This is a genomic window from Citrobacter sp. C13 (assembly GCF_014596815.2).
Lineage (GTDB): Bacteria > Pseudomonadota > Gammaproteobacteria > Enterobacterales > Enterobacteriaceae > Citrobacter > Citrobacter portucalensis.
The window spans coordinates 3,804,759-3,829,675 of record NZ_CP115024.1 but is presented as its reverse complement, the minus strand read 5'-3'; the positions used below and the strand labels follow the sequence as shown (position 1 = coordinate 3,829,675).

The 24,917-nt window shown below is 51.9% G+C and carries 23 protein-coding genes; 16 read left to right on the top strand and 7 right to left on the bottom strand.

Features of this window, described 5'->3' with window-relative positions:
- Positions 1–684, bottom strand: coding sequence for a winged helix-turn-helix domain-containing protein (locus IB222_RS18370; protein ID WP_223240930.1), 684 nt, complete (start codon positions 682–684; stop codon positions 1–3).
- Between the two features lie 750 nt (positions 685–1,434).
- Between IB222_RS18370 and IB222_RS18365 the strand changes: the two genes are divergently transcribed.
- The 9 genes from IB222_RS18365 to IB222_RS18325 all read left to right on the top strand — a co-directional run bounded on the left by IB222_RS18365 (position 1,435) and on the right by IB222_RS18325 (position 10,538).
- Positions 1,435–1,983: a fimbrial protein gene (locus IB222_RS18365; RefSeq protein WP_149385247.1), complete on the top strand. Its 549-nt coding sequence runs from the start codon at positions 1,435–1,437 to the stop codon at positions 1,981–1,983.
- A 69-nt stretch (positions 1,984–2,052) separates the two neighbouring features.
- Positions 2,053–2,601, top strand: a complete 549-nt coding sequence (locus tag IB222_RS18360; RefSeq protein WP_003830809.1) for a fimbrial protein — start codon at positions 2,053–2,055, stop codon at positions 2,599–2,601.
- A 41-nt stretch (positions 2,602–2,642) separates the two neighbouring features.
- Positions 2,643–5,114, top strand: a complete 2,472-nt coding sequence (locus tag IB222_RS18355; protein ID WP_148362415.1) for a fimbria/pilus outer membrane usher protein — start codon at positions 2,643–2,645, stop codon at positions 5,112–5,114.
- Between the two features lie 14 nt (positions 5,115–5,128).
- On the top strand, positions 5,129–5,917 hold the full coding sequence (locus tag IB222_RS18350) for a fimbria/pilus periplasmic chaperone (protein WP_003830811.1): 789 nt from the start codon (positions 5,129–5,131) through the stop codon (positions 5,915–5,917).
- Positions 5,918–5,929: 12 nt separating this feature from the next.
- On the top strand, positions 5,930–6,535 hold the full coding sequence (locus tag IB222_RS18345) for a fimbrial protein (RefSeq protein ID WP_048214874.1): 606 nt from the start codon (positions 5,930–5,932) through the stop codon (positions 6,533–6,535).
- Positions 6,532–7,596, top strand: a complete 1,065-nt coding sequence (locus tag IB222_RS18340; protein WP_149385248.1) for a fimbrial protein — start codon at positions 6,532–6,534, stop codon at positions 7,594–7,596. Before IB222_RS18345 ends, IB222_RS18340 begins: the two co-directional genes overlap by 4 nt.
- Before the next feature lie 9 nt (positions 7,597–7,605).
- A complete protein-coding gene (locus tag IB222_RS18335) occupies positions 7,606–8,148 on the top strand; it encodes a fimbrial protein (RefSeq protein ID WP_003830815.1) in 543 nt (180 codons plus the stop codon).
- Position 8,149: 1 nt separating this feature from the next.
- Positions 8,150–9,817 (top strand): O-antigen ligase family protein, encoded by a 1,668-nt coding sequence (locus IB222_RS18330; protein WP_149385249.1) that lies wholly within the window; start codon positions 8,150–8,152, stop codon positions 9,815–9,817.
- Between the two features lies 1 nt (position 9,818).
- Positions 9,819–10,538 carry an EAL domain-containing protein gene (locus IB222_RS18325; protein ID WP_003830818.1) on the top strand — a complete coding sequence of 240 codons (720 nt, stop codon included), beginning with the start codon at positions 9,819–9,821 and terminating at the stop codon, positions 10,536–10,538.
- Between the two features lie 15 nt (positions 10,539–10,553).
- On the opposite strand, the gene IB222_RS18320 is transcribed toward IB222_RS18325, so the two are convergent.
- From IB222_RS18320 to fadE, 3 genes are all read right to left on the bottom strand, one after another.
- Positions 10,554–10,964, bottom strand: a complete 411-nt coding sequence (locus IB222_RS18320; protein WP_003830819.1) for a Spy/CpxP family protein refolding chaperone — start codon at positions 10,962–10,964, stop codon at positions 10,554–10,556.
- 178 nt (positions 10,965–11,142) lie between these two features.
- A complete protein-coding gene (locus IB222_RS18315) occupies positions 11,143–11,910 on the bottom strand; it encodes an amidohydrolase (protein WP_149385250.1) in 768 nt (255 codons plus the stop codon).
- Between the two features lie 110 nt (positions 11,911–12,020).
- Positions 12,021–14,465, bottom strand: coding sequence for an acyl-CoA dehydrogenase FadE (fadE, locus tag IB222_RS18310; RefSeq protein WP_149385251.1), 2,445 nt, complete (start codon positions 14,463–14,465; stop codon positions 12,021–12,023).
- A 239-nt stretch (positions 14,466–14,704) separates the two neighbouring features.
- Here fadE and lpcA point away from each other — a divergent pair, with 239 nt between their 5' ends.
- Complete coding sequence (gene lpcA / locus IB222_RS18305) at positions 14,705–15,286, top strand: D-sedoheptulose 7-phosphate isomerase (protein ID WP_003031390.1); 582 nt, start codon at positions 14,705–14,707, stop codon at positions 15,284–15,286.
- A 111-nt stretch (positions 15,287–15,397) separates the two neighbouring features.
- A complete protein-coding gene (locus tag IB222_RS18300; protein WP_148362411.1) occupies positions 15,398–16,165 on the top strand; it encodes a class II glutamine amidotransferase in 768 nt (255 codons plus the stop codon).
- Here the strand turns inward: IB222_RS18300 and dpaA are convergent.
- The gene (gene dpaA, locus IB222_RS18295) at positions 16,136–16,876 is read right to left on the bottom strand and encodes a peptidoglycan meso-diaminopimelic acid protein amidase (RefSeq protein WP_003830823.1); all 741 of its coding nucleotides are present in this window, start codon (positions 16,874–16,876) and stop codon (positions 16,136–16,138) included. The two genes, IB222_RS18300 and dpaA, sit on opposite strands and share 30 nt — an antisense overlap.
- Before the next feature lie 331 nt (positions 16,877–17,207).
- Here dpaA and dinB point away from each other — a divergent pair, with 331 nt between their 5' ends.
- Positions 17,208–18,263, top strand: a complete 1,056-nt coding sequence (dinB, locus tag IB222_RS18290; protein WP_149385252.1) for a DNA polymerase IV — start codon at positions 17,208–17,210, stop codon at positions 18,261–18,263.
- 151 nt (positions 18,264–18,414) lie between these two features.
- Here the strand turns inward: dinB and pepD are convergent, their stop codons facing one another.
- On the bottom strand, positions 18,415–19,872 hold the full coding sequence (gene pepD, locus IB222_RS18285; protein ID WP_008783788.1) for a cytosol nonspecific dipeptidase: 1,458 nt from the start codon (positions 19,870–19,872) through the stop codon (positions 18,415–18,417).
- Positions 19,873–20,133: 261 nt separating this feature from the next.
- Here pepD and gpt point away from each other — a divergent pair, with 261 nt between their 5' ends.
- The 4 genes from gpt to crl all read left to right on the top strand — a co-directional run bounded on the left by gpt (position 20,134) and on the right by crl (position 23,628).
- The gene (gene gpt / locus IB222_RS18280) at positions 20,134–20,592 is read left to right on the top strand and encodes a xanthine phosphoribosyltransferase (protein WP_003031380.1); all 459 of its coding nucleotides are present in this window, start codon (positions 20,134–20,136) and stop codon (positions 20,590–20,592) included.
- A 100-nt stretch (positions 20,593–20,692) separates the two neighbouring features.
- Entirely contained in the window at positions 20,693–21,970 is a 1,278-nt protein-coding gene (frsA, locus tag IB222_RS18275; protein WP_149385253.1) for an esterase FrsA, read from the top strand.
- Between the two features lie 22 nt (positions 21,971–21,992).
- A protein-coding gene (locus IB222_RS18270) for an IS3 family transposase (protein ID WP_113772681.1) occupies positions 21,993–23,140 on the top strand; the annotation gives its coding sequence in 2 pieces (ribosomal slippage) (positions 21,993–22,230 and positions 22,230–23,140; 1,149 coding nt in all).
- Between the two features lie 86 nt (positions 23,141–23,226).
- Positions 23,227–23,628 (top strand): sigma factor-binding protein Crl, encoded by a 402-nt coding sequence (gene crl, locus IB222_RS18265; RefSeq protein WP_003830830.1) that lies wholly within the window; start codon positions 23,227–23,229, stop codon positions 23,626–23,628.
- 57 nt (positions 23,629–23,685) lie between these two features.
- Here crl and phoE read toward each other — a convergent pair whose 3' ends face one another.
- Positions 23,686–24,741 (bottom strand): phosphoporin PhoE, encoded by a 1,056-nt coding sequence (phoE, locus tag IB222_RS18260; protein WP_003830831.1) that lies wholly within the window; start codon positions 24,739–24,741, stop codon positions 23,686–23,688.
- Positions 24,742–24,917: the final 176 nt, after the last annotated feature.

The window sequence follows — 24,917 nt, the reverse complement described above, 5'->3', positions numbered from 1 at the left end:
TCATTCCTCATGATGGCGATACTGGCTGATGCAATGGTAATAGCCGAGGTTTAGCCCGCATTCAGCGGCAAACGACCACTCAACCAGATTATGGTTGCTCGCCCAGGTATTGAGATACAGATCTTTTGGGTACGAACAGTTGGGGTTAATACCCACGGACTTGAAAATATCCAGCGCTTTTTTTTCGGTTATGGTGTCGGTGAGGGCGTTTCCTAATATATGCACACGGCATTGCTCGTAGTCGATAGTCCGCAGGATCGCCGCGTCCGTCATCGCGATTTCATTGGGTATCCATGTTAACCACGCTGTCGCCAGCACGGCGATGCCGGTAATTAACGTTGTTATCGTGACAGGCCACAGGTTTCGTTTCTTTTCCCTGGGCGTCAATGCAACATTGACTATTCTGGTGGGCGCTTGCGATTCCTCCAGTTGCTGAATATTGATACTGGCGTCGCTCATCCGAAATCCTATTCGCGGAATAGTGACGATCAGTTCTGCAGGATGGCCCGTAGACGTTATTGCTTTGCGCAGAAATGAAATGTGCTGATTGAGATTAGCATCCGTCGCTCTGGCGCCATTATGCTGGAAAACATTTTGCAGAATTTCATCGCGCGAGGATATCTCTTTACCATTTTGCAACAGATAGAGCAGTAATTGTGTTGCCACATTATTCAATGTGGCCATTTCACCAGATGCCAGGTCTTTTAGGGTATTTTTATGTGGTCTGAAAACTAAGCCATCACCAATAATTACGGATTTAATTTTGTTTATTGGTATATGAGAAATCACTGATGTCTCCTTTAAAGCAGGATATCTCGCATTCGAGTGGGGGAAGCAATAGCATAACATAATTCATTTATAAAAAATGATTGTACCATAGATCACTTTATTAATATTTATATAACAATCTCTTAATATATCTAATAGAATCCTCCAATCTCCTTCCTCTCTTTCACTATCTTATTGTCATTACTCGATTTTGATGCCCAATTTCATTTTTACAAAACATTCATAAATACATTTTGCCTGTTCTTCTTGCTAAATAAAAAAATAGTTGATAGATAAAAACTCTATAAAAACCATAAATGATAGACATTAACACTGGTATTGGCGTGTTTTTTGGCTATTTTTTAGGTAAACGATCGCTCTACAGACAGTGTTACAACACGATTCCCTGAGTTTGATTAATACCGGATTTTTGCATTGTGTCATTTTTTCGTCGACTTAATATAAGCCCCGAAACAGCGTAAACAACTGTGGACGGTATTTCTGATGGAATACCAATGAAGTTCAAAATACGGGGTGGCTTGAGATGGATTGTTTGCAAGGAAATGCACTTCCGCCACCTGCAGATCAGGGTTTCCCTTGCATAAATTGTCTGTGGAAATAGATCGTCGGAATAACCAAAAAACAGATATAAGGTTAAGTAGTAATATGAAAATGAAAAACGTGGCTGTGGCTTGTGCGCTGATGGCGGGAATGACTTTTACTGCATCTTCTGCTTTCGCTGCAAAAAATGTTGAACCGACTAACGGTAAAATTCACTTCACTGGTTCTCTGGTTAATTCCGCATGCGGTCTGGCCCCAGAATCCAGCCCGGTGCAGGTTAATTTTGGTGAGATCCCAACTTCTCAGTTAAAAGACAACCAACGTGCTGGTGTTAAGCATGCCAAAATCGTTCTGCAGGGCTGCGATACAACTGTTGCGAAAACCGCCACAGTAACCTACACCCCGGCAACGATTGATACCGAAAACAATGCGCTGGCTGCATTTACCTCGGGTACAGCAAAGGGCGCGGGCATCGGTATGATTGACAGTGGTAACCAGGACGTGAAATGGGGCGAAGCCGCATCTCAGGTCAACATTACTGATGGCGAAACCGACATTGATTTCGTTGCTTATCTGCAGGCCAACAACGCATCCGCAGCAGTAACCCCGGGTGACTTCGAATCTACCGTCAATTTCCAGATCGATTATCAGTAACGATCTGCTGCGGGCGCAATTATGCGCCTGCTTAACCCTTCCTGCGAATAACTGAAAGGAAATGCGGTGATGCCTGGATGGCGTATTTTACTGCTTTTTATCTTCATATCGCCTGCATGGGTTTTGGCTGACACCCATCGTCTTGTCAGTACGCCCGGCAAAATGCGCATGCGGGGAAATATTATTGAGGCTGCCTGTTATGTCGATCCACACGACCGGTCGCTGCTGGTTGAATTTGATGACCTCTCAGCCAGAGATATTTCCGGAAAACCTGAAAAAGTATCTGCGCATGATTTCAGCATTCATTTGCTGGGATGTTCATTAGGGGATTCTCAACACCCCGGGAATCTGTTCCAACGCGCCAATATTACCTTTTCCGGCGCACCGGATAGTGACAATCCTGATTATCTGAGCGTGCAATCGGAAACTGAAAATTTAGCGATAGAAATATATGACGGCAGAGGTAAGCAAATTCATTTGGGTGAGCCATCACCGGATTATGCGCTTAACCCAGGGAAAAACACGCTCAATTTTACGGCTTATTTGATCTCCCGCGACGGAAGAATGACGTCTGGTGAATTTACTGCAGTCACGCATTTTGTTGTGAATTATCTCTGAGCTGCACAGCAATTCGGGTATCTGAAGGTTTGCGAACGAAAATGATCACGCTGAAAACAGATAAAAAACGTCTGGCGCTTTTAATTGCTCTGGTCTGTGCCTCTTCATGGGCTGAAGCGGATGAGTCTATTGAATTTAATACTGACGTCCTGGATGCCAGTGACAGACAAAATGTCGATTTACAGCGTTTTTCCGAAGGCAACTTTGTGACTCCCGGAGAATATCTACTGGATGTTCGTATTAACAGCCAGGAGATCCCTCAGCAGTCGATCCGTTATATCGTTGATCCTGCCAACGCGCATAAATCCATGGCGTGCCTGACGCCGCAACAGCTCGAATTACTGGCGCTCAAAGAAGAGGCGCTGACCTATATTCATCCGATTAGCGCGACCTGCTATGACATTTCCCGCCTGCCGGGTGTGGTGCTGAATAATAGCGCAGGCGTACTGGACATTACCGTGCCACAGGCATGGATGAAATATACCGATCCAGACTGGACGCCGCCGGAGCGCTGGGATAACGGCGTCGCGGGACTGATTTTCGACTACAGCGTTTCGGGCCAGGCCACACATTACGAACAAGGTGGCGATCATTACCGCTCACTGTCTGGTTATGGACAGACGGGCTTTAACCTCGGCGCGTGGCGCTTTCGTGGCCAGTATCAGGCCAATTATGCTTCGGATGAAAATCGTGGGCGTATCGACTGGGATCAGATCTATGCCTATCGCCCGTTACCGATGCAGGCTGCAAAACTGACGGTCGGTGAAATATATCTGAATTCCCAGGTGTTTGATTCAGTGCGATTTACGGGGGCTAACCTCGCCAGCGACGAGCGCATGCTACCACCGAATTTGCAGGGCTACGCGCCCGAAGTGCACGGCATCGCCCGCAGTAATGCGAAGGTCACCGTCAGTCAGCAGGGGCGTGTTATCTATCAAACCACTGTTCCAGCGGGGCCATTTAATATTCAGGATCTACATGGCTCGGTACGCGGCACGCTGGATGTTCGCGTCGAAGAGCAGGATGGCAGCGTACAAACCTTTCAGGTCAATACGGCCGATATCCCTTACCTGACGCGCCCGGGCTATGTTCGTTACAACGCCGCTGTCGGTAAGCCATCGCGTTATAACCACGACGTCCAGGGACCTGCATTTTATAGCGGTGATTTTTCATGGGGGGTCAGCAATGCGTGGTCACTGTACGGTGGCGCGTTGCTCACTGGCGATCGCTATAACGCCTGGTCGATGGGGATTGGGCGGGATTTGAGCTGGTTGGGCGCGCTGTCGGCTGACGCGACGCAATCCGTGAGCCGGGTGAAGCATCAGGCTGAACAAAAAGGGATGTCCTTTAAGCTCAGCTATGCCAAAACCTTTGATGAATACAACAGCGCCATCACCTTTGCCGGTTACCGTTTTTCACAGCGTAACTTCCGCACCTTCTCGCAGTTTCTCGACGAGCAGTATGAAAATAACAACAGCGCCGGTAACGAAAAAGAGATGTACACCATCACCGGTAACAAGACCTTTTTTGCCGACGACCCGCAATTAGCGACCACGCTGTACCTGACCTATACCCACCAGAATTACTGGGATCGTGGCTCTCAGGATCGTTACGGGGTGTCGATGGGGCACAGCTTTTCGTTCGCAGGCATTCAGGGGATCAGCGCTAACCTTGCTGCTTACCGCTCTGAGTATCAGGGCAAACGGGACGACAGCCTTTCGCTGTCCATTTCGGTGCCATGGAGCGATGGCCGCTCAATGGATTATGAAGTGCAAAACAGCGGCAGCCAGACCAGTCAGATGGTTTCGTATTCCGATAACCGCGACCGTAACAATCCATGGCGACTGCGCGCAGGGGTTTCCGGTGAAGGGCACACCGCGTTTGATGGCTACTACAAGCATCGCAGCATGATGGCGGAACTGGAATCTAACGTCAGCTGGCAGCAATCACGCTATTTCTCCGTTGGTGGCACGATGCGCGGCGGCTTTACCGCAACGCGTCATGGCGCGGCGCTACACAACAGCCAGGCGTCGATGAATACCGCCAGGGTGATGGTTGATACCGACGGTGTGGCGAATGTACCGCTGAACGGCGAACAGGCGCACTCAAACCGCTTCGGTATTGCCGTCGTACCGGACGTCGTCAGCTATCACAGCTTTGATACCCGTATCGATGTGGACGCAATGGACGAGGACATTTCCGCGACCAAAGCCATTGTCACCAACACCCTGACGGAAGGCGCGATTGGTTATCAGCGCTTCGCCGTGGCGCAGGGGCAAAAAATGATGGCGCTGCTGCGCCTGAAAGATGGTTCGGTACCGCCGTTTGGTGCCGAAGTGTTTAACGCCAACGGTGTTAGCGTCGCCATGGTGATGGAAAACGGCATGGCCTGGATTGCGGGTGTGAATCCAGCCGAGCGTCTTTCTGTTGCCTGGGGCGGTCGCGCGCAGTGTCACTTACAGGTGCCTCAACAAATCAACCCGGAAGGTAACGTGCTGTTGCCTTGTGAATAATATCAATAACCTGAATGAATTTTGTCATGAAAAATCAAGCATTTTACTCCGTGCAGCGTTGGCTCAAACCCGTGGTCTGCGGTCTGCTTTTTATTGCAGAGATCAACGCCTCATGGGCGGGCATTGCACTTGACCGTACCCGTCTGATCATCACCGGTGATGCGCGATCTGTCAGCGCGAACTTAACCAACACCAGTCCAAGCATTCCGTTTCTGGCTCAGTCGTGGGTGGAAGACGCCAATGGAACAAAAATTACCTCGCCGTTGATGGTTTTACCGCCGCTGCAGCGGATTAACGGCGGGCAAAAGGGCATTGCGCGTGTGACAAAAACCAGCGGTATTAACGCTCTGCCGCAGGATCGCGAAAGTCTGTTCTACCTGAATGTGCGTGAAATTCCGCCCAAGCCGGATAAGCCGAACGTGCTGCAACTGGCGATGCAGTCACGCATCAAACTGTTCTACCGTCCGACCGCCATCGTGCCGGAAACACCGGGCGCCGTGTGGCAAAACCAACTGGTCTTTCATAAGCAGGGGCAGCGCTGGAGTGTGGATAACCCTACGCCGTACTTCGTTACCTTAATCGGCTTAAGCCGCAAGCCTGAAGCGCAGGGCGGCGACAGGCTGACTGACTTCCCTGGGATTATGGTTTCACCAAAGTCCTCTCTCGATTTCAGCGTGGCCGACGGCAGCGTTAGCCAGTTCAGCATGATGTATGTGAACGATTTTGGCGGTCATCCCGAATTGAAATTCAGCTGCACAGGCAATGTGTGTAAAGCATTGCCGATGGAGCAACAGCCCCGGTAACAGGATTCGTAAATGAAAAAGATGCTTTGCGCTCTGCTGATGGCGGGCATGGCCTGCTCGGTTCAGGCCACAAGCGGTCGCCAGGATATGAGCAATGTGTCCGGCGAGTATGGCAACGTCCGCTTTCATGGGCGAGTGTTCGTTTCGCCGTGCGTGCTGGATATGGCCTCCCGCGATCAGACTATCGATCTTGGTGATATTTCCGCCAGCCGTTTTCGCCAGGGCGGCGATCGCAGCGATCCGGTATTGGTCACGCTGTATCTGAACGGCTGTTTAAAGGGCTCCGGTCATACCTTAAGGGATTTCCCCGGGCAGACCAGTGAGATGCCGGAGCTGGCGCATAGCACGGTGGAACGTGGCGTTTCGATGACCCTAATGGCTGAAGGCGCGCCGGAAAACAGCGATTTGGGGCGCATTCGCGGCGATGTGCGTGGTGCAGGCATTCGGCTACTGACCGAACGCAACCAGTTGATCCACCTGAACCAACCGCAACGCATGTGGATCCTCAAACCGGGCGATAACGCCATTCATTTTCTTGCCGCGCTGGAATCTTTTGGGAGAGAGGTGACCGCCGGAGAATTTAACGGTCTGGTCAGACTCAAGCTGGAGTATCTATGAGCGTATTACGTAAAACGCTGTTGTGGGTGGTGCTGGCAGGCTGTCCGATAGCCGGGCAGGCATTTACACAGGGAGAAGGTGAGCCGGAAGGTGGGTCGCCGCATCAGTACGATATTGAACTGAGCTCGCTGGATGTCAGCAAAAACCACGTGGGTGGCAGAACGGAGCCGTTCCCATGGAATCTGGGTGGCTGGTATGTGGTGAATTTCTATTGCGAACAGGCTGACATCTCCCGAGCACCAATTTACTACACCACCACAACCACGATGCCGCCTTCAAATCAGGGGGCGAACCGTTTTCGGCTAAACGAGTATCTGGATGTGGAAGTTCAGGTGTGGGTTGCCGGGGGCTATAAAAAATATGTGCAGGCGCCTTTTACCAACGTTTCAAACCGCAACAGCAACAACAGCTGTAAAAAGCGTAAGGGCTACACGCGAGCGACTAACGTTGAAAGTGGTTCAAAAGGGAAAGTGACGTTTATTGTCACTAAACCCATTATCAATGGCATCAATATCACTTCCCAGTCGCTGGTGGAGGTGGCCGGGCGCATGGGAAGCGCGGGACCTACGCCAACCACGGCGATTTCTCGCGTGGTGATTAAATCCGGGCTGATTACCGTCCCGGACAAATGCACCTTCAACCGGGGAGACAAAATCAGCATTGAGTTTGGCGATTTGCCTGGATCCGCTGCCCGGCTCAACGGCACTAACTACAGCAAGTCAGTCCCTATACATGTGGTCTGTGAAGGCGGGAGTTTCGATCAGGGTGCGCTGAACATTAATCTTGGTATACAAACGACCACGGCGTCAGGTACGGCGGGGTTTAACGGTAATCTCCTTGGCACGCTGAGCGGCGGACAAAAGCGCGACGATCTCGGCATTATGATTAAAGACGAAAGTGGTGGCACCGTCGTGCCTAATCAATTCTACAACGTGAAGGGGTTTTACCAGAATCAGGGCGACTGGAATCTCACCGCTGCGCCGGTGGCAAAGCCGGGCGTGGGAAGCGTGAAGGAAGGTGAATTTGAAGCCTCTGCTACCGTTGTCGCGCAGTTTCAGTAGGGGGATGTCATGAGATTCTCGGCGTTATTCGCGACCAGTATGTTACTGCTAGGTGGCATGGCGCAGGCCGACACCAAACTGGTCGGCGGCGACATGTATTTTCACGGCACCATCAGAGCGCTGGCCTGCAGCCTTGCACCGGGAGGCGACAAAATCGAGGTCGATTTCAAGCAAATCGCGACACAGGATCTCTATCTCTCGGGGCGCAGTAAGCCGGAAAAATTCAGCATCCAGTTACGCGACTGCAACCCTGAGGTTTTCCGTGGGATCTCGGTTACCTTCAGCGGTCGTGAGGATGCGGAGCTGACCGATCATCTGGCGCTGGATAGCAGTGAACAAGGCGGCGCGTCAGGGATCGGGATTGGGATGAGCGAAGAGGACGGCACGGCAATCCGCCTTGATGAGAGCACGTCAGTCAAAGAGATAACAGAAGGTTCGATGACGCTGAATTTCTTGGCGTGGGTCGCAGCGGAGCCATCGGCGATAAAAAATCAGTCTCTCGAATACGGTCCGTTCAGCGCCAGCGGGACCTGGACGTTGAACTACCAGTAGCATGATGAACGTACTGAATCGCATTGCGCCGCTGCCTGCGCAGAAATTATTGCTCGGTATTAGTCTGTTTTTTTGGTGTGGGGCCATGCATCTCTACTGGCCGAATAACGGCGGCAGCGGTCTGTCGTTGCCGCTTAATATTACGAGCTGGATCTACGCTGTTGTACTGGCTGCAAGCGTATTGATGCTGGTGCCTCGTCAACGCTGGCGCATCACTGTGCCCGCTGCGGGTTTTACAGTCGGGGTGTTCATCCTGACGTTGCTTTGCCTGCTAACGCCTGATGTCTGGCAGGCCGAGGCACTGCTGGTGGCGGGGGCGTTACTGGGCGGTGTGAGCGTCTATCTGGTCACATTACAAATTCCGCTCACGGCAAACACCCTGACGGCACTGCTGGCTCTGCTATGGGGAGCGTGCGTGATTGAATGTCTGGCGTTTGTCTATCAGTACTGGCATTTGCCGGGCGTTGATTACTGGGAGTTTGCCTGGCGGCGCGGTACGCGACCCTACGGGATATTTCAGCAGGTCAACCTGATGGCCAGCTTCACGGCATGCGGTGTGCTGCTGTCAGCGCCGCTCTTTTTACGTCTGCACCGCGGGTATCGAATTGCCATTGGAATAGGCCTGGTAATGATGGGATTTGTACTGCATGAATCTCAGTCGCAAACCGGCTACTTGTCTCTGGTAGTCGGTGAAGTGCTGCTGCTGGCGGTTTTCCCGGCGCAACGGCGCACGCTACTGCTGCTTCTACTGCCGATGGCGTTAGGCGTGGTGATAGGGGCCACGGCCCGCCATTTTTTGTCTGTGGTCACGGTCGATCATCTGACGACTTCTCAAGTGCGCTGGACGGTGTTGAAAACGTCGCTGGCATTATTTGTCGAACGCCCGTGGATGGGGTGGGGCGTGGGCAGTTTTGCTGCCGTGTTTCTCGAACGCGCGGGGCCATTGGGGCTGGGCAGCATTTCGCATCCGCACAACGAACTGGTGCTGTGGCTGGTGGAGGGCGGTCTGGTTGGGCTTGCGGGGGTACTCTGTTTTATAGCGGGTGGTTTCTGGCTCTGGCTGCACGGTAATTGCTGGCGTCGCGCCTGCCTGGTGGCGGCACTGCCGGTGGTTATTCATATGTTGACGGAATACCCCGTCAGGCAGTCAACGCCACACTGGCTGCTGTTGATCCTGTTGCTTCGATGTGCAGACAGTGCGCGAACGGGAATACGCCTGGTGCTTACGTCAACGTCGCTGATTCGCGCGGCAGGGTTTATCTCGTTACTGACCGTCGCGCCATTGCTGCTTCTCACGCTGCACACGCAACAGCAATTGACGCTGGCGGAGAGGCAGTCAACGCAGTGGCATCTTGCCGAACCGCTCCCTGTCGGAGGCTGGCTTCTTACCAGTCGCTATCGGTTTGATGTCCAGATGGGGTATCTGCAACGGTATCAGCGTACCCGGGACGCACGTTGGCTGGAAGCGGTTCGCCGCTGGGCGCCTGATTATGTGCGCGTTCACCCAGACCCTAATGTCTCCTTCACGCAAATCTTACTGGCGTTGCACCAGCGCGACCTGGTCGAGGCGCATCGTTTGGCGACGCGCTTTTGCCTGATATACCCAAACGATCGCCGTATCCCGTGGCTGCAGGATGCACGACGTCCTTTTAATAAAATAATGGAATGATATGAACAGATTCAGTGAACAGGCCCGTTATGTGCCAGAACTTCCCCGCAACGCCGAATTGCTGCGGATCACCGGGATCCGTTTGCAGCGCATTCATTTTTTTGATGACGCATCGCTGGATGTTTGTGAGGTGTTAAGCCAGGTACGCACACCGCTCCCACTGGATCTGTTTTTCAAGCACCTTTCAATCACGGCAAAACAGCAGCTTTTTCTATGGCAAATGCAGCGGGTGCTGGCCCTCTCGGGAAGCTATTCGCTGAATTTATCCGTCAGGATGCTGACCAGTCTGTCATGGATCACGCGTCTCACAAAGCAGGGGCATCAGGGGAGGATTGTTATTGAGATTCAGGATCCGGGCTCCATGATGCGCCTGGATAAGGCAGAGCAGCAGGCCGTATGCATTGCCGTAAAAACGCTGGTGCGTCACGGATTTCGCGTGTGGCTGGATGATGTTTCGCCTGAGCTATTTTTTGTCTGGCGGCTGTCGGGCATCCGTTTCGATGCCATCAAAATTGAAAGTGGAATGTTTCATCAGTTCAGAACATCGGAGTGGCAGTTGAGGGTTCTGGTCAATCAATTTCGTGGGCTGGGTGAACGGGTTGTCATTGAGGGGGTAGAAACACCACAGGATTATGCCATTTGCCGTATGAGCGGCGCAGATGCTGTACAGGGCTTTCTGTTTGAGCAGGAAATTTTACCGAAAAGCCTGAATCATTGCTGACTCAGGCTCTGAAAATTACTCGCTCAGCGTCTGTGCGATATCTTTTTGCACCTGCTGGCGCTGTTCTGGGGTCAGCACTTTGTTCAGGTCAAAATAGTATTTTACGCGATAATAACGCGCCTGCTGTTCGATGTTGCTGAACGCAGAAAGCTGTTTCTGAACGGCAGCTTCATCCCATTTCCCGGACTTGATGACGTCAATCAACGCGCCGTCTTTAACATCTTTCACCGAAATCTGGCTGACGTTGGTTTCAAGCTGCTGGTGCAGTTTTTTAATCTGCGCCACCTGGTCGTTGGTCAGCTTAAGATGCTGAACGACAGGGTCCTGAGCTGGAGCAGGAACATTGGATACGTTTGCTGCAAGCGTACTAAAAGAAGCGCCCGCTAAGGTAGCCGCCAGCAAAGTCATGCGTAAGAAGTTCTTCATGTCGAGATCCTGATAAGGGAATTATTAACATTGTCAGTCACTCGCTGGTTGCGAGTGATTATCCTTTGCAGAATACGATGCCCGCCGCATGTCGCCACGCGAATTTGTTTTGCGGTTGGTTACGGAGTGAAACAATCCCGCCACGGAAAACGTTGTGCAGCGGGAGTGAAGGCGATAGTTATAGCGTGAACGGGTCGGCGTCTTGCCAGGCGGGAAACTTCTCGCGATACTCGCGCAGCGCTGAGAGTGACAGTTCGGCGTCAATGCGTGTGGCCTGATGCGGCTCGGCGGTGGCAATAATCTCACCCTGCGGATTAATCACCCGGCTGTCACCGCGATAATGATGCCCGTTACCGTCTGTGCCCACGCGGTTACATCCTGCTACATAAGCCTGGTTCTCAATCGCCCGTGCGGCAAGCAGAAGCTGCCAGTGCAGCGAACGCGGCGCAGGCCAATTGGCAACATACAACGCCAGGTCGTAATCGTTGCGATTGCGCGACCATACCGGAAAACGCAGGTCATAACAGACCAACGGCAGAATGCGCCAGCCGCGCCATTCAACAATAACGCGCGCGTCACCCGCATGGTAATGCTGATGCTCGTCCGCCATGCGGAACAGATGGCGCTTGTCGTAGAAATGCACATTACCTTCGGGCTCAACCAGAAAAAAGCGGTTTACCGGGCCGTGTTCAGACTGGGTAGCAGCGCTGCCCGCGATCAGGGCGTTGGTCTGTTGCGCTTTGGCACGCATCCAGCTTACGACTTCTTTTTGCGGCAACGATTTATTTGCCGCTTCCATGGCAAATCCGCTGGTAAACATCTCGGGCAACACGATGACATCACGTCCGGCGACGGTTTCCAGTTGTCGGTCAAAATGGCGCAGGTTGGCCGGGCCATCCATCCAGATCAAGGGTTGTTGCAGCAGAGTAATTTTCAAACCAGGCACGATCGAGGCTCCTCGTTGAACAACATTTTGACACTGTAGCATGAGCATTAATGAAAATGTGGCAATAAAAAGCCCCGCATTAAGCGGGGCTAAACGTTGTGCGTATATCGTTATGCGGCTTCGACTTTACGCACTTTCTCTGGCAGCTTTACCGGCTGAGTCGCCAGCTCCTCGGGTTCAAAGTCATCCACGTTGATACTGCGCAGGCGGCTCGCTTCAGCTTTCACCAGAATCGCGGCTTCATCTTTATCAATCAGCCCTTTCGCCAGCGCATTGTGCGCCAGTTCGTCGAGACGGGTAAATGGCAGGTTTTTACCCAACTCTTTACAGATCCGCTGGTGGATAGGGTCGGCTGCAATCACGTCCAGCAGCGCCTCTTCCAGCAAACCAACCGGGTTATGCTCGCTTGGCGTCAGATATTGACCGCGACCAATACGAGAACGAGTCGCGCTCGGAACCTGCAAAATCTTCGCGACTTTATGGTCCAGCTTGTCAGACGGAGCGTCGTAGTGGCGACCGGTCGGGAAGATAACCACGTTCAGCAAGCCCGCGACCAGACGGTTCGGGAAGTTTTTCAGCAGATCGTCCATCGCCTGTTCCGCTTTGTACAACGCATCCTGTACGCCCCAGTGAACCAACGGCAGGTCTGATTCATTACGGCCTTCATCGTCATAGCGCTTCAGTACCGCGGAGGCCAGATACAGCTGACTTAACACATCGCCCAGACGCGCGGAGATACGTTCACGACGCTTCAGACTACCGCCCAGTACGGCCATGGACACATCTGAAAGCAATGCCAGGTTGGCGCTCAAGCGGTTCAGGTGCTGGTAGTAACGTTTGGTCGCATCGCCGGTTGGCGTGCTGCTGGTTAAGCCACGTGTCAGACCAAGCCAGAAGCTGCGTACTTTGTTACTGCCAACGTGACCGATGTGTTTGAACAGCAGCTTGTCGAACGCATTCACATCGTTACTCTGTGCCGCAGCCATCTCTTCCAGAACATACGGATGGCAGCGAATCGCACCCTGACCGAAGATCATCATGCTACGGGTCAGAATGTTGGCACCTTCTACGGTAATGGCGATTGGCGCACCTTGATAAGCGCGGGCGAGGAAGTTGCTTTCGCCAAGCATAATGCCTTTACCGCCAGTGATATCCATCGCATCGATGATTGACTGCTGCCCGCGGTGGGTACAGTGATATTTCACGATAGCCGACAGCACCGCCGGTTTTTCACCCAGCATAATGCCGTAGGTAATCAGTGATGCCGCAGCGTCCATCACGTAGGCGTTACCGGCAATACGTGCCAACGGTTCTTCAATACCTTCCATCTTACCGATGGAGATTTTGAACTGGCGACGAATGTGTGCATAAGCGCCGGTGGCCATCGCGACCGATTTCACGCCGCCCGTCGAGTTAGACGGCAGGGTAATACCACGTCCCACAGACAGACATTCCACCAGCATGCGCCAGCCCTGACCGGCCATTTTCGGACCACCGATGATGTAATCAATCGGTACAAACACATCTTTACCGAGGGTCGGACCGTTCTGGAACGGCACGTTCAGCGGGAAGTGACGACGCCCAATTTGTACGCCCGGGGTTGAGGTTGGGATCAGCGCACAGGTAATACCGAGATCTTCTTCACCACCCAGCAGTTTTTCCGGGTCAGAGAGTTTAAATGCCAGACCCAGTACCGTGGCGATAGGCGCCAGCGTAATATAACGTTTGTTCCAGGTCAGGCGCATACCCAACACCTGCTGGCCCTGCCAGTCGCCCATACAGACCACACCGGTGTCAGGGATCGCCCCTGCGTCGGAACCTGCTTCCGGACTGGTCAGAGCAAAGCATGGGATCTCCTGACCGCGAGCCAGGCGCGGCAGGTAATGATTTTTCTGCTCTTCGGTGCCGTAATGTTGCAGCAGTTCGCCTGGGCCTAATGAGTTAGGTACGCCAACGGTGATCGCCAGGATCCCGGAAACACCGGAGAGTTTCTGCAGAACGCGAGCCTGAGCATATGCTGAGAATTCCAGCCCGCCGTACTCTTTCTTAATGATCATCGCGAAGAAGCGGTGTTCTTTCAGATATGCCCACAGTTCCGGCGGCAGATCCGCGAGTTCATGGGTTATCTGGAAGTCGTTCGCCATGCGGCACGCTTCTTCCACTGGACCATCAATAAACGCCTGTTCTTCAGCGGTCAGATGCGGTTGAGGATAGTTATGCAGTTTTTTCCAGTCAGGCTTGCCCTGGAACAGGTCACCTTCCCACCAGGTTGTACCCGCATCAATCGCTTCTTTCTCAGTACGCGACATCGGTGGCATGACTTTACGGAAACCGCGGAACACCGGCGCAGAGATCATGGATTTACGCATCGGCGTAAAGTTAAACGGTACGAGGATAATGGCCAGAGGAACCAGCAGCCAGACTGACCACAGGCCAGCCACGCCAAGCGCAGCCGTCCAGGCGAGCAAAATTAAGCTGCTGAGGAATAAGCTCACGCGGTGATAAAACAGAACGCTGAGCAGAACAACCGTAGCGATAATACTCAAAATCATCATAACGAAAAGCTCCCTTGCTTGTAGGAGGTCTGACCACTTGTGATGATATGTTTGTAGTGGATGTAAATTCTTTTAGCAATGTGTTTACAAAATAATTACAACAAAGCTCACATTGTTGCTGTTTTAACCGGCACAAAAAATCAAAAGCGACAGCCATTCCTGTGGCTTGTACTTCTCGCTGGTAGCGCTATCCGGTACACTGCGTCTTGTCATTTACATTCATGCTGAAGGATATCCTCATGTACCAGGATCTTATTCGTAACGAACTGAGCGAAGCGGCGGAAACGCTGGCTAATTTTCTTAAAGATGACGCCAATATTCACGCCATTCAGCGCGCGGCGGTTCTGTTGGCAGACAGCTTTAAAGCGGGCGGTAAGGTGCTTTCTTGCGGTAACGGCGGTTCCCATTGCGACGCGATGCACTTTGCTGAAGAGCTGACCGGACGCTATCGTGAAAACCGTCCTGGTTACCCTGCTATCGCAATCTCTGACGTTAGCCATATCTCCTGCGTCAGCAACGATTTTGGTTACGATTATGTGTTCTCTCGCTACGTAGAAGCCGTGGGTCGTGAAGGTGATGTCCTGTTAGGCATTTCGACTTCGGGTAATTCCGGTAACGTAATTAAAGCGATTGCCGCAGCGCGTGAGAAAGGGATGAAAGTGATCACCCTGACCGGTAAAGATGGCGGCAAAATGGCGGGCAGCGCGGATATCGAAATTCGTGTGCCGCACTTTGGCTACGCTGACCGTATTCAGGAAATTCATATCAAAGTGATCCATATCCTGATCCAGCTGATCGAAAAAGAGATGGTTAAACCATAAGAAGACGATTGCCGGATGGTGGCTGAAGCCTCATCCGGCCTACATGAGCGCCACGTAGGCCTGATAAGCGCAGCGCCATCAGGCAGTTCACGGTTTTAAGGTAGGTGATGTATGTGCGAACTGCTCGGGATGAGCGCCAATGTGCCAACCGATATCTGCTTTAGCTTCACCGGGCTGGTTCAGCGCGGCGGAGGGACCGGGCCGCACAAAGACGGCTGGGGTATAACGTTTTATGAAGGTAAGGGCTGCCGTACGTTTAAAGATCCGCAACCCAGCTTTAATTCGCCTATCGCCAGGCTGGTACAAGACTACCCCATCAAATCCTGTTCCGTGATTGCCCATATTCGTCAGGCGAACCGTGGCGAAGTGGCACTGGAAAATACCCATCCCTTTACCCGCGAACTGTGGGGACGCAACTGGACCTATGCTCATAACGGACAGCTCAGTGGCTATAAATCGCTGGAAACCGGAAATTTCCGCCCGGTCGGTGAAACTGACAGCGAAAAAGCGTTCTGCTGGCTGCTCCACAAGCTGACGGAGCGTTATCCGCGCACGCCTGGCAATATGACGGCAGTGTTTAAATATATCGCGATGCTGGCAGGAGAACTGCGGGAGAAGGGCGTCTTCAACATGCTGTTGTCTGACGGACGCTATGTGATGGCCTTCTGTTCGACCAACCTGTTTTGGATCACGCGTCGTGCGCCGTTTGGCGTGGCGACATTGCTGGATCAGGATGTGGAAATCGATTTTAGCTCAGAGACCACACCCAATGATGTGGTCACCGTGATTGCCACTCAACCGTTAACCGGCAATGAAACCTGGCAAAAGATTATGCCAGGCGAGTGGGCATTATTTTGTCTCGGGGAGCGTGTAGTTTGATGCCAGTTGCGGCTGAACCACTTCGTGACTCAACGGCTTGCTGACGACGTAACGACCATCGACGACGGAGACGGTCGGTGGTTTACGTGTTTGTTCAAAGTAATCGTATCCCGGCTTTAACTGGGCCCAGAAATCTTTGTAATACGAGAACTTATGGCGCTGCATGTTGGCATCGGTCATGCGGAACGGGTAAATGCTAACCTGTACGCTGGACTGCCCGAACACCAGAGCACCGGTCACAAACTGGAAAATCTCATCAATGCCGTTGTCGGTCATTGCGTAGCAGCCGACGGAAACGCATGCACCGTGGATCATCAAGTACTTACCTTCATAACCGTGTGCGCGGTCGTAGGCATTAGGGAAACCAATGTTAATCGCTTTATAGAAGCGGCTATCTGGTTTCAGCTGTCCACGCTGAACGCTGTAAAATCCTTCCGGACTTTTGAAATCACCCTGACGCTGTTTTGGCCCTAAGCCACCGGAATAATTACAGATCTTATAACTATCGAGCAATTGATACTGTTCGCCCATCTTGACGTACAGATCCAAGGTTCGCTCTTCTTTGAAGATCTGGATATAAACGGGGGAGCCCATTAATTGCTGCTTATATTCTTTGCTGACAGGCGTAGTCGGGCTGCTGCTGCTCAGCAAACCGGCAAATGAAACGCACGGCAATAAAAGCATCGCAAGAAAAAATGCGATTTTACGCATACTGCTTATTCCTTGATAAAACGATCACACACGCCAGGACGGCAAAAAGAATCCCCAAATCGGATAAATCTGGATCTGGAGCGCTCACATTAGCACCAAGAGAGTTTTTCGCAAGTCTCTCGTGCGGCGTTTACACTTTAGTTTTTCTTTATACGGAAAATTGCGCTTAAAGGCAGTCAGACACTGGCGTATTTTGCTGGTTACTGCGCTTCATTGGGTCTTAATCGTGCTGGATGGATAATGGGTCAGGAACGGCTCAGCATTAGGTACAACCAGACTTCTCACAACATAAAAATACTGTATACTTAAACAGTGATGTGGGAGACAAACGATGCGTAAAATCATACATGTCGATATGGACTGCTTTTTCGCGGCGGTGGAAATGCGCGACAACCCCGCCCTGCGTGATATTCCCATTGCTATTGGCGGCAGTCGAGAACGTCGGGGGGTCATCAGCACGGCCAATTACCCGGCGCGCAAATTTGGCGTGCGTAGCGCAATGCCAACTGGAATGGCATTAAAGCTGTGTCCGCATCTCACTTTATTACCTGGTCGTTACGAGGCCTATAAAGAAGCCTCCCGCCAGATTCAGGCTATTTTCTCCCGCTATACCTCGCTGATAGAACCACTTTCGCTGGATGAAGCCTATCTGGATGTGACCGACAGCACCTACTGCCACGGCTCAGCTACGCTGATCGCTCAGGAAATCCGCCAGACAATTTTTAACGAGTTACAGTTAACCGCCTCTGCCGGAATTGCGCCGGTAAAATTTCTGGCAAAAATAGCTTCCGATCTCAACAAACCCAATGGGCAATATGTGATTACCCCTGCCGATGTTCCTGAATTTCTCAGAACATTACCGTTAGGCAAAATTCCCGGCGTTGGCAAAGTCTCCGCCGCTAAGCTGGAATCAATGGGATTACGTACCTGCGAAGATGTTCAAAAATACGACCTGGCAATGCTGCTCAAACGCTTCGGCAAGTTTGGTCGCGTGCTGTGGGAGCGCAGTCAGGGGATTGACGAACGGGACGTTAACAATGACAGGCTGCGTAAATCCGTCGGTGTGGAGCGTACGCTGGCGGAAGATATTCACGAGTGGTCGGAGTGTGAGGCGATAATAGAACGGCTCTATCCCGAACTGGAACGGCGTCTGGCAAAGGTTAAACCGGATCTGCTGATCGCTCGCCAGGGGATAAAACTCAAGTTTAATGATTTTCAGCAGACTACGCAGGAGCACGTCTGGCCGCGCTTAAATAAAGATGACTTAATTACGACAGCGCGCAAGACCTGGGACGAGCGTAGGGGAGGGCGAGGCGTCAGGCTGGTGGGATTACACGTCACGCTGCTGGATCCACAAATGGAAAGACAGCTACTGTTGGGGCTGTGACTCAGAACAATTGCCGGATGTCGACGTAAACGCCTTATCCGGCCTACAAACCAGCGTACAGGCCAGATGGCTACGTAACAACTTTATCCGGCCTACAAATCAGCATGTAGGCCAGATAAACGTAGCGTCATCCGACATTTAGCGCAGAATCTTACTTCGCCGGAATAGACTTCAGCAGTTCAGTCAGCAGCGTCCAGTAATGGCCGACGCTTTCGATATGAACCTGCTCATCCGGGGAGTGTGGACCGGTGATAGTTGGCCCGATGGAAACCATGTCCATATCTGGATACGGTTTCTTGAACAGACCACATTCCAGACCAGCGTGGATGATCTGGATATTCGGCGTTTTATTGAACAGACGCTGATAGGTTTCACGAACCAGGTGCATAACCGGAGAGTTAGCATCCGGCTGCCAGCCTGGGTATCCGCCTTTTGCCTGGGTTTTCGCGCCAGCCAGTTTACCCAGTGAATCCAGCATGCTCACTACGTAGTCTTTACCGCTGTCGATCAGGGAACGGATCAGGCAGTGAATTTCAACGTTGTCGTCAGTCATGGTGACAACACCGACGTTCAGAGAGGTCTCTACCACGCCTTTGGCGACGTCAGAGTTGCGGATTACACCGTTCGGGGTGGCGTTCAGCAGACGCACAAAGCTGTCGCGAGACTGAGCGGTCAGTGCGGCTTTGTCTTGAGTTACGGCATCCAGCAGCAGAGCCAGGTTCTTCTCTTTGGCTTCCAGTTCGTTTTTCAGGATTTCCTGATAGGTGTTGACCAGCGCTTTTAACGCATCAACTTTATCTGCAGCCACGGCGAGGGTGGCAAAGGCTTCACGCGGAATCGCGTTACGCAGCGTACCGCCGTTGAAATCAACCAGACGCAGATCCAGCTCTTCAGCGTGGCCCGCCAGGAAGCGTACCAGCAGTTTGTTCGCGTTACCGAGACCCACGTGGATTTCGCCGCCGGAGTGACCGCCTTTCAGGCCTTTTAACGTCAGCTTAAAGCTCTGGAATCCAGCCGGGATTGCTTCACGGGACAGCGGCAGGTTAGAGGTAAAGTCGATACCGCCTGCGCAACCCATGTAGATCTCACCTTCTTCTTCTGAGTCGGTGTTGATCAGGATATCTGCCTGCAGCCAGTTAGCCTGCAGACCAAACGCGCCATCCATACCCGCTTCTTCGGTCATGGTCAGCAGCACTTCCAGCGGACCGTGTACCACGCTGTCATCAGCCAGAACGGCCAGCGCAGACGCCATACCGATGCCGTTATCCGCACCCAGCGTGGTGCCACGGGCTTTCACCCATTCGCCGTCAATATAAGGCTGGATAGGATCTTTAGTGAAGTCGTGCACGGTGTCGTTGTTTTTCTGCGGGACCATATCCAGGTGCGCCTGCAGAACGACCGGCTTGCGGTTTTCCATGCCTGCGGTAGCGGGTTTGCGAATCAGGATATTACCGACTTGATCGCGCTCGACGTGGAAACCTTTCTCTTGGGCCCAGCTCAGAATGTGTTCAGCGAGCTGCTCTTCATGATAGGACGGATGAGGAATAGAACAGATTTTGGCAAAAATATCCCATAGCGGTTGCGGGGATAATTGAGACAGTTCAGACACGTTGAGTCTCCTTGGCGATGTCCTACAAAACTTGCTTGCAGGCCACGGGGTTAGCAGAATTAAAAACACCACAAGTCAGGCTTGCGCGATGCGATTGAGAATACCACTTTCTCCGCTGACGGCTAGCATAAAGCATGCAAAAAGAGGCGCGGATTCCGCGAAACACTGGTTTTTAGTGCGTCAGATCTCTATAATCTCGCGCAACCTATTTCCCCCTCGAACACTTTTTAAGCCGTAGATAAACAGGCTGGGACACTTCACATGAGCGAAAAATACGTCGTCACCTGGGACATGTTGCAGATCCATGCACGTAAACTGGCAAGCCGCCTGATGCCTTCTGAACAATGGAAAGGCATTATTGCCGTTAGCCGTGGTGGTCTGGTGCCGGGCGCATTGCTGGCGCGTGAATTGGGTATTCGTCATGTCGATACCGTATGCATCTCCAGCTACGATCACGACAACCAGCGCGAACTGAAAGTGCTGAAGCGTGCCGAAGGCGACGGTGAAGGTTTCATCGTAATTGATGACCTGGTTGACACCGGTGGGACCGCCGTTGCGATCCGCGAAATGTATCCTAAAGCGCATTTCGTCACTATCTTCGCTAAGCCGGCTGGTCGCCCGCTGGTGAATGATTATGTTGTTGATATCCCTCAGGATACCTGGATTGAGCAGCCGTGGGATATGGGCGTGGTGTTCGTCCCGCCGATCTCAGGTCGCTAATCTAAACAGTTTTCAACGCCTGGCATTTGCCGGGCGTTGTTCTTTTTGTGCTGTGTCAGGTTACACTATGCCTCAGTGAGTACTCATGGAGGCTGCAATCATGTCACAGGCTAACCTCAGCGAAGTCCTGTTTAAACCCCGCTTCAAACACCCTGAAACGTCAACACTGGTTCGTCGTTTTAATCACGGCGCGCAGCCGTCCGTACAATCTGCCCTGGATGGCAAAACCATTCCGCACTGGTATCGCATGGTGAATCGCCTGATGTGGATCTGGCGCGGCGTCGACCCGCGTGAAATCCTTGAGGTGCAGGCACGTATCGTGATGAGCGAAGCCGAGCGTACAGATAAAGAACTCTACGATACGGTTATCGGCTATCGCGGTGGGAACTGGATCTATGAGTGGGCGAAGCAGGCGATGGACTGGCAACAGAAAGCGTCTATGGAAGAGGATCCGCAAGTGAGCGGACGTCACTGGCTGCATGCGTCTACGTTGTACAACATTGCCGCTTACCCACACCTGAAAGGCGATGAGCTGGCAGAGCAGGCACAGGCTTTAGCCAATCGCGCCTATGAAGAGGCCGCACAGCGATTGCCGGGCACGCTGCGTGAGATGGAGTTTGCTGTTACCGGCGGTGCGCCGATCACCGGCTTCTTACATATGCCAAAAGGCGACGGTCCGTTCCCGACGGTGCTGATGTGCGGTGGCCTCGATTCCATGCAAACGGATTATTACAGTCTGTATGAGCGCTACTTTGCCCCGCGCGGTATTGCCATGCTGACGCTGGATATGCCGTCGGTCGGGTTCTCGTCAAAATGGAAACTGACTCAGGATTCCAGCCTGCTGCATCAGCATGTATTAAAAGCGCTGCCTAATGTTCCCTGGGTGGATCACACCCGCGTGGCGGCCTTCGGTTTCCGCTTTGGCGCTAACGTAGCGGTACGTCTGGCGTATCTGGAATCATCGCGTCTGAAGGCGGTGGCCTGTCTGGGGCCAGTGGTTCATGCGCTGCTTAGCGACCCGCAGCGTCAGGCGAGCGTCCCGGAAATGTACCTTGATGTACTGGCTAGCCGCCTGGGGATGCATGACGCCTCCGATGAAGCGCTGCGCGTTGAGCTAAATCGCTATTCATTAAAAGTGCAGGGCCTGCTGGGGCGACGCTGCCCAACGCCAATGCTTTCGGGATTCTGGAAGAACGATCCGTTTAGTCCGGAAGAAGAGTCACGTTTAATCACATCTTCATCTTCAGACGGTAAGCTACTGGAGATCCCGTTCAACCCGGTGTATCGCAATTTTGACAAAGGGCTGCAGGAAATAACCGGTTGGATCAATCAGAGATTGAATCGCCACGGGTTTAACAGACACCTCAGAGTCATTTAAGATGGCTTAAAGAGAGGTGCCCATGAGCGGTAAGCGTTATCCCGAAGAGTTTAAAACTGAAGCAGTCAAACAGGTTGTTGATCGCGGTTATTCTGTTGCCAGCGTGGCAACACGTCTCGATATCACCACCCACAGCCTTTACGCCTGGATAAAGAAGTACGGTCCGGATTCTTCCACTAATAAAGAACAGTCAGATGCTCAGGCCGAGATCCGTCGTCTCCAGAAAGAGCTGAAGCGGGTTACCGACGAACGGGACATATTAAAAAAAGCCGCGGCGTACTTCGCAAAGCTGTCCGACTGAGGTACGCCTTTATCCGTGACAACACCTGTTGCTGGCCTGTTCGCCTGCTCTGTCGGGTGCTGGATGTTCATCCCAGTGGTTTTTACGCCTGGCTTCAGCAGCCGCATTCTCAACGCCATCAGGCAGACCTGAGACTGACAGGACAGATTAAACAGTTCTGGCTGGAATCGGGATGCGTCTATGGTTATCGCAAAATCCATCTGGATCTGCGGGACAGCGGGCAACAGTGCGGAGTGAACAGAGTCTGGCGACTGATGAAACGTGTCGGGATAAAGGCTCAGGTCGGATACCGGAGCCCGCGGGCACGTAAAGGCGAGGCCAGTATCGTGTCGCCCAACAGGCTCCAGCGACAGTTCAATCCGGATGCTCCTGATGAGCGTTGGGTAACAGACATAACCTACATCAGGACCCACGAAGGCTGGCTGTATCTTGCTGTGGTTGTTGATCTGTTCTCACGCAAAATTATCGGCTGGTCCATGCAATCCCGGATGACAAAGGACATTGTCCTGAACGCACTGCTGATGGCTGTATGGCGGCGTAATCCCCAAAAACAGGTGCTGGTTCATTCGGATCAGGGCAGTCAGTACACAAGCCATGAGTGGCAGTCTTTCCTGAAATCACACGGCCTGGAGGGCAGCATGAGCCGTCGCGGTAACTGCCATGATAATGCGGTTGCAGAAAGCTTTTTCCAGTTGTTGAAACGCGAACGGATAAAGAAAAAGATCTACGGAACGCGGGAAGAAGCCCGCAGTGATATTTTTGATTACATCGAAATGTTTTATAACAGTAAGCGTCGGCATGGTTCTAGCGATCAGATGTCACCGACAGAATATGAAAACCAGTATTATCAACGGCTCGGAAGTGTCTAGATTATCTGTGGCGATTCAGATTGTGTTAAAAGTTTGCTAAATTTTATCGATTTGGTAAAACAGGTGCTTCACCTAAGGAGATCGTAATGACGTTACCGAGTGGGCATCCGAAAAGTAGATTGATCAAGAAATTCACCGCGCTTGGCCCGTATATCCGGGAAGGGCAGTGCGAAGATAATCGATTTTTTTTCGATTGTCTGGCTGTTTGCGTCAACGTGAAACCCGCCCCTGAGAAACGCGAGTTCTGGGGCTGGTGGATGGAACTGGAGGCGCAGGAAAAACGCTTCACGTACAGCTATCAGTTTGGTTTGTTTGATAAAGACGGTAACTGGACGGCGGTGCCGGTGAAAGAGACTGAAGTGGTAGAACGACTGGAATACACCTTACGTGAATTCCATGAAAAATTACGTGGCTTGTTAACGACGCTGAATCTGGCGCTGGAACCTGCTGACGGCTTTAAGGATGAACCGGTTAAGTTAACGGCATAATGAACAGTGAAATGCCGGATGGCGGCGCAACCCCATCCGGCATTTTTTTATGCTATATCAAAACTGGTAGACCATACCCACCGCAACGATGTCATCATCGTTGATGCCCAGTTTATTATCGCTATCCAGCTGGTTGATTTTATAGTCAACAAACGCGGACATATTTTTGTTGAAATAATATGTTGCGCCCACGTCGATATAATTCACCAGGTCTTCATTGCCGACGCCTTCAATATCTTTCCCTTTAGAAAGTACATAACCCAGTGACGGACGCAGACCAAAGTCAAACTGGTACTGAACAACCGCTTCGAAGTTCTGTGTTTTATTGGCGAAGCCGCCGGAAATTGGCGTCATATTGCGTGTTTCAGAATAGAACGTCGCAATATAAATATCGTTAGCATCATATTTTAAGCCGGTCGCCCAGGCTTCAGCTTTATCACCCGTACCACGAGTTTGCAGATTCTGCTGGTTGGTACGATCGGAGTTGGTATAAGCGCCGCTCACCGCGAAATCGCTGCCGCCAAAGTCATAGGTAACGGAAGTACCAAAACCGTCGCCGTTCTGTTTTTTCACATCACGATCCTGGTTTTTACCCTGGTATTGCAGGGTCAGATCCAGGCCATCCACGACGCCGAAAAAGTCGGTGTTACGGTAAGTTGCCAGACCGCTGGCGCGTTTGGTCATAAAGTTATCGGTCTGTGCGGAGGAGTCACCACCGAATTCCGGGAACATATCGGTCCAGGCTTCCACGTCATACAGCGCGCCCAGGTTACGACCATAATCAAACGAGCCAAAATCTTTTAATTTCACACCGGCGAAGGCCAGACGTGTTTTTTGTTGGTTAGAGTCGCTTTCAGCTTTATTGCCGGCAAACTCTGCTTCCCAACGACCATAACCGGTTAGTTGATCGTTAATTTGCGTTTCGCCTTTAAAACCTAAACGGATATAGCTTTGGTCACCATCTTTGCTGTCATAATCCGTCATGTAATGCATGGCTTTTACTTTGCCGTACAAGTCTAGCTTATTACCATTCTTGTTATACACTTCCGCCGCCTGTACGGATGCCGACGCAACAATTCCCATCACCACTAATGCCAGAGTGCTCTTTTTCATTTTCATTCCTGATTAAAAGTACGCGCTAATATTCACTGGGTGTGATCCCCGTTAAAAGACAGGAGGGTTTTTAACGTCTGGCAATGAACGTTTTATGACAAAGTAAGAATATTTTTAAAAAAGGATGTTTTTATGTTTCTGTAATAAATGCGTCAAAATCTGCCGCTACGCTTGCT